The sequence below is a fragment of the Tolypothrix sp. PCC 7712 genome (assembly GCF_025860405.1).
GTDB lineage: Bacteria > Cyanobacteriota > Cyanobacteriia > Cyanobacteriales > Nostocaceae > Aulosira > Aulosira diplosiphon.
Window position 1 is genome coordinate 7,010,967 of record NZ_CP063785.1, and the last position, 13,252, is coordinate 7,024,218.

The following is a 13,252-nucleotide window of genomic DNA, read 5'->3' on the forward strand; positions in this document are numbered from 1 at the left end:
TCTGCGAAAACAGCGATACGGTATTTTTTTATTTGGAAAGCCCCCAAGGGAGCAGTCAGCATGACAGGCGAGGTAAACTGTTGAAACTGACTGTTTTAGATAAACTGCCTTATGCCGGAATTTTTATTGGAAGTTGGAACAGAAGAACTACCTGCAAGCTTTCTGGGGGATGCCATAGTACAATGGCGATCGCTAATTCCTCAAAGTCTTTCTACTCACAGCCTTACTAGTGATGCAGTGGAGGTTTACGGGACTCCGCGACGGTTGGCGGTACTGATTAAAGGTCTACCATCTCGGCAACCAGACAGGGAAGAGGAAATTAAAGGCCCTCCCGCACAAGCAGCTTTTAAAGATGGTAAACCCACACCAGCCGCCTTGGGATTTGCGAAAAAGCAAGGTGTGGAAATCGAAGCGCTGCAAGTTCGCCCCACTGACAAGGGCGATTTTGTGTTTGTCAACAAAAGCATTGCTGGTCGTCCCGTAGCGGATATTTTAACAGAACTGGTGCCGCAGTGGATTTATGCTTTAGAAGGTAAGCGGTTGATGCGCTGGGGCGATGGGGATGTGCGCTTTTCCCGCCCGATTCGCTGGCTGGTGGCTTTGTTAGATGCAGAGGTATTGCCGATTGAGTTGGTAAATGCTTCTAAGGTAGTGAAAAGCGATCGCATTTCTCGTGGTCATCGTGTCTTACATCCGGAAACGGTCACCATTTCCCAAGCTAATGATTATGTTAGCACTCTGCGGTCTGCTTTTGTGGTCGTGGATGCTGAGGAACGCACCACAACTATCCAAGAACAAGTGAAGGCATCAGTCCAAACGTTAAGCGGTGCTACGGAAATTTACCCAGATTTATTAGCCGAAGTGACAAACTTGGTTGAGTATCCTTCTACGGTGGTGGGTAAATTTGAAGACGAATTTTTGAACTTGCCGACGGAGGTGATTACTACGGTAATGGTCAGTCACCAGCGTTATTTCCCCGTATTTAAAACTGAAAATAGCAAAGACTTATTGCCCAATTTCATCACTATTTCTAACGGCGATCCTAGCAAAGCCGATGTGATTGCTGTGGGTAATGAAAGGGTAATTAGAGCTAGATTAGCCGATGGGCAATTTTTCTATAAAACTGATTTAGCTAAACCTTTAGAAAGCTTTTTACCACAGTTAGAAAAAGTCACTTTTCAAGAAGATTTGGGTTCTCTACGGTTAAAGGTAGATAGAATCGTCAAAATTGCGGGACAAATTGCTAACCAACTGCAATTAACCGAAACTCAACGCCAAAATGTTCACAAAGCTGCATTGCTGTGTAAAGCTGACCTTGTCACCCAAATGGTTTATGAATTCCCTGAATTACAAGGGGTAATGGGCGAGAAGTATGCTTTAGCCAGTGGCGAAAATTCCGAAGTTGCTAGAGCAATTTTTGAGCATTACTTACCCAGGGGCGCAGATGATATTTTACCGGAAACACTTACAGGTCAAGTTGTCGGTTTAGCAGATAGATTAGATACCTTAGTTAGTATTTTTGGTCTAGGTTTAATCCCCAGTGGTTCCTCAGATCCCTTTGCTTTGCGTCGGGCTGCAAATGCTGTAGTTAACATTACCTGGTCAGCAAATTTACCAATCAATTTAGCTGAGTTATTAGCACAAATTACCAGCGATTTTGTCACTGCATATAACAAAGACCAGGCATCATTAATTACCTCATTGCGCGAATTTTTCTTGCAACGTATCCGCACCCTCTTGCAAGAAGAAAAACAAATTGATTATGACCTGGTAAATGCCGTTTTAGGAGAGAATGACCCCGAATATACGGAACGGACACTCAAGGATTTATTAGATGTCCGCGATCGCGCTTTATACTTGCAGCAAATTCGCCGCGATGGTACTTTAGATACCATCTATGAAACTGTTAACCGTTCCACAAGGTTAGCTGCCCAAGGTGATTTGGATACCGCACAGTTAGAACCAGCTAACCTAGTTCGGCAAGAACTCTTCCAAAAGTCCTCAGAAGCAGCTTTCTATAATGCCATAGTCGAATTGGTACCCCAGACCCAAGCTGCACAGCGATCGCGTAATTATGAGCTGCTAATAACAGCATTAAGTAAAATCGCACCTACTGTAAGTACCTTTTTCGATGGTGCTGATAGCGTGTTAGTAATGGACTCCGATCCAGAAATTAAACGCAATCGGTTAAATTTGTTAGGACTACTTCGCAATCATGCCCGTGTTTTAGCGGACTTTGGTGCAATTGTCAAAAATTTGTAGCTTAAATAAACAAAAAGTAGGTGTAATTTTTGCCAATAAACGCTACGATCAGTAGTGCTTAACCAGGGAGACTCTGCTACACACAATCTATGCCTAGATCTGCTGTCATTGGATTAGGAAAATCCGGTATTGCTGCGGCAAGATTGTTGCGACGGGAAGGCTGGGAGGTGGTGCTAAGTGATAGTAACACCTCCGAAACCCTCCTCAAACAACAACAAGAACTTGCTACAGAAAACATAACTGTAAAATTGGGGTACTCCCTAGAATTCAATACAGCTGATTTACCGCAATTAATAGTTGTCAGCCCTGGTGTACCTTGGGAGATTCCGGTATTAGTTCAAGCCAGAGAATTAGGTATTGAAACTATCGGTGAAATGGAACTGGCTTGGCGATATTTACAAACTCCACCTTGGGTAGGTATTACTGGCACAAATGGTAAAACTACTACTACTGCTTTAATTGCAGCAATTTTTCAAGCTGCGGGTTTAGATGCCCCTGCTTGCGGTAACATTGGCTATGCAGCTTGCGAAGTTGCTTTAGCTGCAAAACAGCCAGATTGGGTAATAGGAGAAATCAGTAGTTATCAAATAGAATCTTCTGTAACTCTCGCGCCGAGAATAGGTGTTTGGACGACATTCACGCCAGATCATCTCAGTCGCCACAAAACTTTAGATAATTACTATAAAATTAAAGCCCAGCTCTTACATAAATCGCAACTACAAGTATTCAATGGCGATGATGCCTATTTGAGTAAAGTAGGTTTAAGTGATTGGCCTGATGCCTATTGGACAAGTGTCAAAGGTCAAGATTACCTCATAGGTGACAAAGGCTTTTATATTGAAGATGGCTGGGTAATAGAAAAATTGTCTGCAACCTCCACACCAGAACCGATTGTAGAAGCCTCTGCTTTGCGGATGGTAGGAGAACATAACCAGCAAAACCTCCTCATGGCAGTTGCAGCCGCAAGATTAGCAAAAATTGATGCCGATGCGATTTCCCGCGCTATTCGCGAATTCCCTGGTGTAGCCCATCGTTTAGAGCATATCTGCACTTGGGAAGGTATTGATTTTATCAACGATAGCAAAGCCACCAACTACGATGCAGCGGAGGTTGGTTTAGCATCGGTGAAAAGCCCAGCAATTTTGATTGCCGGTGGTGAAGCCAAAGCCGGTGATGACACAGGCTGGTTAGCCAAAATTCAAGCCCAAGCCGCCGCCGTTTTATTAATTGGTAACGCCGCCCCAGCATTTGCCCAACGTCTGCAAGAGGTGGGGTATGCTAATTATAAAATTGTGGAAACGATGGACAAGGCAATTCCCCAAGCCGCAGAATTAGCCAAAAAGCACCAAGCTACTGTCGTGCTGCTTTCTCCAGCTTGCGCTAGTTTTGACCAATATCCCAATTTTGAAGTACGGGGCGATCATTTCCGCCAACTTTGCTTGGATTGGGTGGGAATCAAACCAATGCAAATTTAAAAATTCGGCGTTGCATAAATACAGTAGCTTTCATTTCGGCTAGTTTGCGGTTAGCTTTGGTATCAGTAACACCAGTTGAGAGGTAATGACGTTTACCCTCAACCCTGATTTTTCAATACTTTCAGGGTTGCTCACAACTCTTACACCCAACCAACATTGACGATTTAGTTTCAGCGCAAGTTATCAATAATATTTAAAGCTTGGAATAAATTAATAGGGGTGTATCTACGCCCCTAAATAAAAACTGGCTAATTTATCAAATTCGGAGAAACAATTTGAGATGGCAGTATTGTTTGAAAATGAGATGTTTGCCAAAAATTTAATATTTGTTCCCCGACTTTTTGCGGATAGAAATAATGAAAAAAATGATGCCCTCTTGGACATTCCCAGAGATAATCTTCAGGTTTAAACCACTTTGACCAGCCTAATAATGCAGGTGAACTGACAATTGGATCATTTTTGCTACCACATACCATCATAGGCATAGAAACTCCATCTTGAGGTAAATCAATTAACTTGAATAGAGAATGTGATAAGGGAGACTGTTCTAAATCTTTATTTAACACCGCCACTAGCTTTTTAGTAGTGTAATGTGGTTGTTCGCCAAAGAGATTGCGAACATTCATTGCTAAAACCTGCTCACGGCTGATAGTAAATAGTTGTCTTTGCAGATAGTAGTGAGCGTGCCAAGTATTTGCAGGTTGAGAAGCGACAGCTAGGAGAGTGAGCGATCGCACTTTTTGCGGGTAGCGCCTTGCATAGATTAATGCGATCGCACCACCCGCACCATGACCTGCTAAATGTATGGAATGGGGACATTGTGACAAATACTCATGCAATAAACTTACAGCCTCATCTATCGAACTACCTTCATCTTTACCGTGACGATATTCCCACTGAGCCACATTCATATATTGCGATATATGTTGTAACAATGGTTGATCGAAACGCTGCAATACAGTACTAGAATTGACCCACACAACATCAATATCATCAGACATAAAAACTCTCAAACCTCAAAAATTAAGTAACTTCAAAACCACAAATATAGGAATCCGCTTTGATTCGGAGAAATTATTTGCGTAGGGAGGGAACAGGGAACTCTTAACAGGGAAGAAGAAATAAAAGTGTACTTAGTTTTTTTCAAAAATCAAATATAAGTCCTATACATACAGAGTTATACCAATTCAAAATTCAACCAGTTAGAGATCATGGTTGTGGTGTGTAAATACTTATTGATATAGATATTCAATAAGCTCCGAGCATATCTTATCAGATTAATTGAGATTTATTTGCAGTAATTTTAGGAGAATTTTTGTCAAACTTACCGTGAGCTAGTCAGGATAACGTATTTACAGCTACTCTAGAATGCCAAATCAGGGTGAATAACAGTAAAAAATGGATATTTGGCAAATATACTCAGGTAAATACCCTTTATACTTGGGATATATTGAGTTTCAACTTCATTTTACCTTGCTTATCTTATTTGAGAGCAAAGAAGTAGCTCGGGATTTGACAATAATTTTGCTTAAATAGTTGATATTTATTATTAATAATGACTCTGGGAATTAAATATTATGCAGATTTAGGAGGCTGCGATCGCGCTCCTTGAATATGACTGTGCAACTATCAAAGGCTGTCTCAGGTTAGTTGCTTTCCCCAACTTTATATTTGCCAATATGCAGATCACCTCGTCTTCTGTTCATGAAACAAACACAGAAGCAGTTGAAAAAAACTACTAATAAGTATAAAGTATAATCTTGAGACTGATCGCTCATTTGAGGCTGCAAAGCTAAATATGAAAGGGATGTACCTTGTATACATACTCAGTAGTTCTATAAAAATTCTCAATTAAGATGTTGGGATTGCAAATGTCAAAGAGGACACAACTAGCTTAACTAAATGAAGATAATTTTCAATTAATCAAAAGATAATGACAAGAGCAACCACAGCATCGCCCCGGAACTGGAACAAACCGAAAATATCGCCATTAGCGGGTCTAATTCTGGGCATACTGATTCTGCTAACTTGCTTGGTGTACAGTGTTACTTTAGGGGCAGCAGAAATATCTATAAACAAGATTCTAGAATCCTTCCTCATCTTTGATGGTTCTTACGAACATCTAGTGATTCAGACAGTGAGATTACCGCGATCGCTCATTGCGCTGCTGGTAGGATCGGCTTTGGCAGTTGCTGGCGCATTAATGCAGGGTTTGACACGCAACCCCTTAGCAGACCCAGGGATTTTGGGTATTGAGTCAGGAGCCGCATTAGCTGTAGTTGCCACAATTTTTGTGTTTGGTAGTCCCTCTGTCAGTGTTTTAACCATTGTGGCGTTTGTGGGTGCAGGCGCAACCGCAATGTTAGTCTACGTTCTAGCCTCTCTAGGAAAAGGAGGAGCTACACCATTAAATCTCACCGTAGCAGGTGCAGCACTCACGGCTTTGATTTCTTCCCTCACCACGGCGATTCTCATAGTTAGTCAACGCACCTTAGAAGAAATTCGCTTTTGGTTAGCTGGTTCCCTAGCTGGAAGGGATATCAATATATTGTTGTCAGCATTACCTTTCGTCGTGATTGGCTTAGTGGTAGCCTTTGCCCTTGGTAGACAAATTACAACCATGAGTCTGGGGGAAGATGTAGCCAAAGGCTTGGGTCAACAGACTCTTTGGGTGAAAATTGCCACTGCGATCGCAATTGTATTACTGGCGGGAAGTTCCGTGTCTCTAGCCGGGCCAGTTGGCTTCATTGGCTTAGTCGTTCCCCATATCGTGCGCTTTTTTATCAAAGCCGATTACCGTTGGATTTTGCCTTATTCCGCAATAGTTGGTGCCAGTTTACTGCTAGTTGCAGATATAGCAGCGCGTGTATTACTCAAACCCCAGGAATTACCCGTGGGAGTAATGACAGCATTGATTGGCGCACCCTTTTTTGTCTACTTGGCTAAATCGAAGGTGAAAAAATGAAATTGGATTGGCTAGTCATCCGTTCCGAGGCGATATCTTTTCGCATAGACCGACGTGTACCTTTGATGCTGCTATGTTTGGCAGTAGCGGTTATGGTAGCGATGGTGATGAATTTAGGACGGGGTGAGTATCCGATTTCGCCCTTAGATATCGTCAAAACTTTGTTGGGTATAGATACAAGTAACCCAGATCATGGGTTTGTGATTTACAATCTGCGCCTACCTCGTACCCTCGTAGCTTTCATGGTAGGAATGGCATTAGCTATTTCTGGGACTATCTTTCAAGGGATTGCGCGTAACCCATTAGCCGATCCTGGCATTATTGGGATCAATGCAGGAGCAAGTCTAGCAGCCGTTGCAGTAATTGTATTATTTCCATCAACACCCATTTATACTTTGCCTTTATCAGCCTTTGTTGGTGCTTTATTAATGGCTGGTTTAATTTACTCCTTAGCTTGGAACAATGGTAGTTCTCCGGTTCTGTTTATTTTAATGGGTGTGGGATTATCTGCGATCGCCAGCGCATTCACCAGCTTATTAATTACCTTTGGCGATATTTATAGCGTCAGTGATGCTTTGGTGTGGTTAGCTGGTAGCGTCTACGGACGCACCTGGGAACAAGTCTTTTCCTTCTTACCTTGGTTAATTATTTTTATCCCAATGGCGATGATATTAGCCAGACATTTAAATGTCTTAAATTTGGGAGATGATGTTGCCAAAGGTTTAGGTACTCGTGTGGAATGGCAACGGGGTTTACTTGTCCTAGTCGGTGTAGCCTTAGCAGGTGCAGCCGTCGCCACAGCGGGAATGATTGGCTTTGTAGGATTAATTACACCCCATTTAGGCAGACAGTTAGTAGGTACAAATCATCAAGGTTTAATTCCCACTTCTGCATTATTAGGCGGAATGCTGGTTGTGGCATCAGACTTCTTTGGAAGAACTATATTTGCACCTATCGAAATTCCCTGTGGAGTGGTAACTGCTGCGATTGGCGCACCTTATTTTCTCTATTTATTAATTCGCAATCGCAAAAAATAGTCAACAGTCAACAGTCAACAGTCAACAGTCAACAGTCAACAGTCAACAGTCAACAGTCAACAGTCAACAGTCAACAGTCAATAGTCAACAGTCAACAGTCAACAGTCAACAGTCAACAGTGAATATAATAACAACTATGAAAGGATTATCCACCAAAAGTTTGTCTTTAGCTTACGATGGCGTGCCTATTATCCGAGACTTAAATTTAGCAATTCCCACGGGAAAAATTACGGCTTTAGTGGGCGCGAATGGTTGCGGTAAATCAACTTTATTACGAGGTTTAGTGAGATTGCTTAAACCTATTGGTGGTACCGTATATCTTGATAGCACTTCGATTTTTAATTTGTCTACTAAAGAAGTAGCACAACAATTGGGAATTTTACCCCAAAGTCCAGTAGCACCAGAAGGATTAACAGTCAGAGATTTAGTTGCTCAAGGTCGTTATCCTTATCAAAATTGGTTGCAGCAGTGGTCAGCTAAAGATGAAAGAATTGTACAACAGGCGCTCTTAATTACAGATTTATTAGAGTTAGCAGATAGAGCCTTAGATACCTTATCTGGCGGACAACGCCAACGTGCTTGGATTGCAATGGCACTGGCGCAAGATACAGATATTTTACTATTAGATGAACCGACTACTTTTTTAGATTTAGCACATCAAATAGAAGTTTTAGATTTGTTATATGAATTAAATCAGTATCAAGGACGAACCATTGTCATGGTGCTGCATGATTTGAATCAGGCTTGTCGTTATGCGGATTATCTAGTTGCTGTGAAACAAGGAAGAATTTTTACGGCTGGCGAACCAAAACAAGTAATGACTGAAGAGATGGTAAAAGAGGTTTTTGGTTTAGAATGTCGTGTTGTTTCTGATCCAGTTTTGGGAACACCCATGTGTGTACCTATAGGACGCAAGGGCAAATTAAGAAGTAAAAAGTAAAAAGTAAAAAGTAGTAGGATGCGTTAGCAGCGAGAATACGACATCATCGCCAAAGCTTTTCGTGCATTACGGCTTACTGAGATTTTTTCAGAAATCAAATCGGATTCCTATAGTACTTTTCAATAATTAGTTATGCAATTGGGGATAAAAAATGTTAGATAACAACGAAGCAACGAGTATATTTTATGCCTTGTTATCAGCATTTTTTGCAGCTTTGACGACGATATTTGCCAAGATTGGAGTCGAAACGATTAACCCTAATGTCGCAACCGCCATCCGCACAGTAGTAATTTTAATCATGGTTTGGGGTTGGGTTGTGGCGAAAGGACAGCTAGATACAATACTGACGATTAGTCCAAAAACCCTACTATTTCTCATCTTATCTGGGTTGTCCACAGGCTTATCTTGGTTGTTTTACTTTCGCGCTTTACAAGTTGGAAAAGCTTCTTTAGTCGCACCTTTAGACAAATCGAGTTTAGTTTTAGTGCTGATATTTTCCGTACTATTTCTTCAAGAACAGTTAACTCTATCTGTGATATTAGGAACTAGCTTGATTGTAACTGGTACACTGATTTTGATTCGTTGAAAGGTCAAGATATTCTCATCGTTCGCGATCGCATCTCCGTTGTGCTTCTATGTAACGATCGCCAAATTTAATTAAGATAGTTTCCTAATTAGATCCTAGAAATTCATGCTTATATGATTACCTTCATTTCCCCACAAACCTTGATTAATCAATCCCAGTTATGACCATCACCCTCAAGCCTATACCTCTATATACAAGCTAGTGTGATATAGTTATTGATAATATATAGCAATTAACTATTTTTGAGTCCACAGCCCCATCATGACATTAATCCTCAATAAATCGGACTGGGATAAAATGTGGCAGCAGACTGTCACCCCTGAACTGCAAAAGTTTGGCTCTGATGCGTTTGAGGAAGTTTTGGAGATGCCGCAAGTTGCTGGTCAAGGTTATTCTGGTCATATAGAACTATCTCCTGGGGTGTCGTTGGGTTTTGCGGATTGCGAATACCACCAGGATTTGACGATCGAGATACCTGCCCACGACCATTTGATTCAAATTAATATTTTATTATCAGGATTCCTTGACTGTGAGGGAGTTCACCCGCGTTTGGATGAGACGCGCAGTTATTTTTCTGGTAGTGGGGTTTCGCCCGCAGTTACCGAAAAGCATCAAAGTGGAGGGCGTTTGAGTTTTGTGAATGTGGAAATTGCGCCACAGGTGCTGGAATCGTTTTTGGACGACAGACAACGCCAACTAGATAATATCAAGCAACTATTCAAGGGTGAGGATTGGAAAGTAGCCTTTTACCCAAAGGTGACAGCAAAAATGCGATCGCTTGCTCAAGAATTATGGCATCCACCTTATCACGGTGCGGCTAAACGTCTTTATTTACAAGCCAAGGTATTTGAGTTATTAGCCTTGTATGTAGACTTAATTGCTGACAGTCAAGAACCAATTCGCAATTTACCAAGGCTCAAACCAGATACAATTGCCCGTATCCATCACGCCAAAGAAATTTTAACCGCCCAAATCGAACATCCACCATCATTATCAGCATTAGCTCAACTAGTGGGAGTGAGCGATCGCACTTTGCAACGCGGGTTTCAAATACTTTTTCAAACAACAGTGGTAGGCTATTTGACACAGTTGCGGTTAGACAAAGCCGAAAAATTACTACGCCAAGGCGATCGCAAAGTTGCAGAGGTAGCGAATCTAGTAGGCTATGGACATTTAGGTCATTTTTCCGCAGCATTTAAACAACGATTTGGCATCACACCCAGTCAATGTTTGGCAGGTAACAAGGCGGTTTTTGGCAAATAAATGGCGGTTTTTGGATAGACACCTGGCGATCGACTTTCCTATACTACCCCTAATTGCTATTAAGAATAATTAGCAATAAGTTGCTTGGGTTTGATATTTTTATTGTGTGTGAGGAACGATGAAGCGTTGGTGTTTGTCCGCTAATGTGAGTTTATGGTTTCTAATCAGCCTTTCTGGATACTTCAATATGATGTTAGTACAACCAGGATGGGCAAAGGATAAAACCCAAAATCCAGAAGTACCGTCTTTAAACCCACAAATAATCAAGAATTCCCCAATTCCCCAAATTAGTGACATTGAACTTCCTGCTACCAGCGCGCAGATGTTGGTACAGACACCACAAACTAATGTTGTACCAATTACAGGTGTCAAAGCCAATCCCACAGATAAAGGTGTAGAAGTAATTTTAGAGACAACCCAAGGAGAACAACTACAAATCACAAATCGTACTGAAGGTAATAACTTTATTGCAGATGTTCCCAATGCTCAGTTACGTTTATCTTCGGGCGAAGCTTTCACCTTCCGTTCAGAAAAGCCAATTGCGGGAATTACGGAAATCACAGTTACAAATATTGATGCCAATAATATAAGAGTCATGGTAGTGGGTGAGAAAGCTGTGCCCACAGTTGAGTTGTTTGATGGGGATGAAGGGCTGATTTTTGCAATTGTATCTCCGACAACGACAACCCAACAACCCCCAGAACAGCCAGCAGCGCAGCAAGATGAGCCAATCGAGTTGGTAGTTACAGGAGAAGAAGAGGGATATCGCATACCCAATGCTTCAACCGCAACGCGGACAGATACACCTCTGCGAGATATTCCCCAATCGATTCAAATTATTCCCCAACAAGTATTGCGGGATCAACGCGCAGATATATCTAGTGCGTTGTTAAATGCTCCCAGTGTACGTAACGCAGCACCTTCTAACTTTGATTCATTGCGCTTGCAAGTGCGAGGCTTTTTTAGCCAACCCACATTGAATGGAATTAAAGAAACTAACGGTTTAGCCTCTAACGTGGGGCCTGATTTGACAGGAATCGAAAATATCGAAATTCTTCTAGGGCCAAACTCAGTTTTACTTGGTTCCACATCTCCAGGTGGAACAGTGAACTTTGTCACCAAACAGCCTTTACGAGATCCTTACTACTTTATTGAAGCAACTGTAGGTAGTTTTGATTTTTATCGTGGTGAGGTGGATTTATCGGGGCCTCTAGATGATGATAAAAAAGCCCTTTATCGGCTGAATGCATCTTACAGAGAACAAGGGTTTTTTACAGATTTGAGCCAAACTAGAAACTTAGTAATTGCGCCGGTTTTGAGTCTAGAACTGAGCAAAAATACAAATCTGACCATTGAAGGAACTTATAAATACTTAGAGCAGGAAAACTACAATTTAGGGTTACCGGCGATTGGAACGCTATTTTCTAATCCAAATGGCGAGATACCTCGTAGTCGCATTACCAATGAAGGCGAGCTGAATGTGACAACTACCAGGCTGGGATATCGATTAGAGCATAAATTTAATGAGAATTGGTCATTAAATAATTCTTTTCGGTATGGATACCTGAACTACGATAGTGCTGGTGTCAATATTGGGACAAGGCTTTTAGACGATAATCGCACCCTACTGAGAACAGCTAACGATTCCAACGATCGCTATCGTGATTATAGACTCACAACAAATGTGATCGGCAAGTTTGCCACAGGTGCAATTGAGCATCAATTACTATTTGGTATCGATTTAGGAAGGCTGAACAATACCTTAAAATTTACAAGTAGAATCGGCGCACCCATTGACATATTCAATCCGATTTACGGTCAAGCACCAGGAGCAGTTACATTTGAGCTTGATACTAATACCGTCACTGATGAGCTGGGTTTTATAGTACAAGATCAGGTAACAATTGCCGATAATTTAAAATTACTCCTAAGTGGTCGATTTGATACCTTCACCCAAATCAATAGAGACTTTCTCGCCACAACAGAAACCAGTCAATCAGGAAGCGCGTTTAGTCCCCGTATAGGTATTGTATATCAGCCAATCCCGGCTATTTCCCTGTATGCAAACTATAGCCGCTCCTTTGAACCTGCTATTGGTCAAGCCTTTGATGGGAGCGACTTTGAGCCGACAAAGGGTACACAGTATGAAGTTGGGGTGAAAACCGATTTTCATGATAGGCTTTCGGCTACACTAGCTTTCTATGACGTTACCCAATCGAACGTTTTAACTGAAGACCCCAATAATGTAGGTTTTTCCATACAAACAGGAGAACAGCGCAGCCAGGGTATTGAACTCAGCCTTGCAGGTGAAATATTACCAGGATGGAATGTGTTTGCTAGTTATGCCTATAACGATGCCCGTGTTACCCAAGATAATAGCATTCCCGTAGGTAACCGCGTACAACGGACAACGCCCCATGCTGCTAGCTTATGGACAACCTATGAAATTCAACGTGGTAACTTGCAGGGTTTAGGCTTTGGTTTGGGATTGTTTTATGTAGGCGATCGCACTGGCGACACTGGAAATACATTTGAAGTACCTAGTTATTTCACTACAGATGCTGCTATTTTCTACAAAAAAGACAGATTACGTGCAGCAATCAATATCAAAAACCTCTTTAACGTAGACTATTTTGAAAATGCTTTTAGTCGCTTGCGCGTCTCTCCTGGTGCGCCATTTACCGTCCAGGGAACTATTTCTTGGGAGTTTTGAAAAGTCTAGGT

Annotated in this window: 9 protein-coding genes; 8 read left to right on the top strand and 1 reads right to left on the bottom strand. The window is 41.7% G+C overall.

The features are described from left to right. Positions 1 to 111: 111 nt before the first annotated feature. Both glyS and murD read left to right on the top strand, forming a co-directional pair. Positions 112 to 2,262, top strand: a complete 2,151-nt coding sequence (gene glyS / locus HGR01_RS28940; protein ID WP_045872234.1) for a glycine--tRNA ligase subunit beta — start codon at positions 112 to 114, stop codon at positions 2,260 to 2,262. 89 nt (positions 2,263 to 2,351) lie between these two features. Then, the gene (gene murD, locus HGR01_RS28945) at positions 2,352 to 3,737 is read left to right on the top strand and encodes a UDP-N-acetylmuramoyl-L-alanine--D-glutamate ligase (RefSeq protein ID WP_045872233.1); all 1,386 of its coding nucleotides are present in this window, start codon (positions 2,352 to 2,354) and stop codon (positions 3,735 to 3,737) included. Positions 3,738 to 3,985: 248 nt separating this feature from the next. On the opposite strand, the gene HGR01_RS28950 is transcribed toward murD, so the two are convergent. Further along, positions 3,986 to 4,738: an alpha/beta fold hydrolase gene (locus HGR01_RS28950; RefSeq protein WP_045872232.1), complete on the bottom strand. Its 753-nt coding sequence runs from the start codon at positions 4,736 to 4,738 to the stop codon at positions 3,986 to 3,988. 932 nt (positions 4,739 to 5,670) lie between these two features. Here HGR01_RS28950 and HGR01_RS28955 point away from each other — a divergent pair. The 6 genes from HGR01_RS28955 (at position 5,671) to HGR01_RS28980 (ending at position 13,241) form a co-directional block, all read left to right on the top strand. Further along, a complete protein-coding gene (locus HGR01_RS28955) occupies positions 5,671 to 6,702 on the top strand; it encodes a FecCD family ABC transporter permease (RefSeq protein ID WP_045872231.1) in 1,032 nt (343 codons plus the stop codon). Further along, positions 6,699 to 7,739, top strand: a complete 1,041-nt coding sequence (locus tag HGR01_RS28960; protein ID WP_045872230.1) for a FecCD family ABC transporter permease — start codon at positions 6,699 to 6,701, stop codon at positions 7,737 to 7,739. The genes HGR01_RS28955 and HGR01_RS28960 overlap by 4 nt, the downstream gene beginning before the upstream one ends. Before the next feature lie 136 nt (positions 7,740 to 7,875). Beyond that, entirely contained in the window at positions 7,876 to 8,679 is an 804-nt protein-coding gene (locus HGR01_RS28965) for an ABC transporter ATP-binding protein (protein ID WP_045872229.1), read from the top strand. 151 nt (positions 8,680 to 8,830) lie between these two features. After that, positions 8,831 to 9,265, top strand: a complete 435-nt coding sequence (locus HGR01_RS28970) for an EamA family transporter (protein WP_045872228.1) — start codon at positions 8,831 to 8,833, stop codon at positions 9,263 to 9,265. Between the two features lie 261 nt (positions 9,266 to 9,526). Further along, complete coding sequence (locus tag HGR01_RS28975) at positions 9,527 to 10,528, top strand: helix-turn-helix transcriptional regulator (RefSeq protein WP_045872227.1); 1,002 nt, start codon at positions 9,527 to 9,529, stop codon at positions 10,526 to 10,528. A gap of 118 nt (positions 10,529 to 10,646) precedes the next feature. Continuing rightward, the gene (locus HGR01_RS28980) at positions 10,647 to 13,241 is read left to right on the top strand and encodes a TonB-dependent siderophore receptor (RefSeq protein ID WP_045872226.1); all 2,595 of its coding nucleotides are present in this window, start codon (positions 10,647 to 10,649) and stop codon (positions 13,239 to 13,241) included. The last annotated feature ends 11 nt before the right edge of the window (positions 13,242 to 13,252 follow it).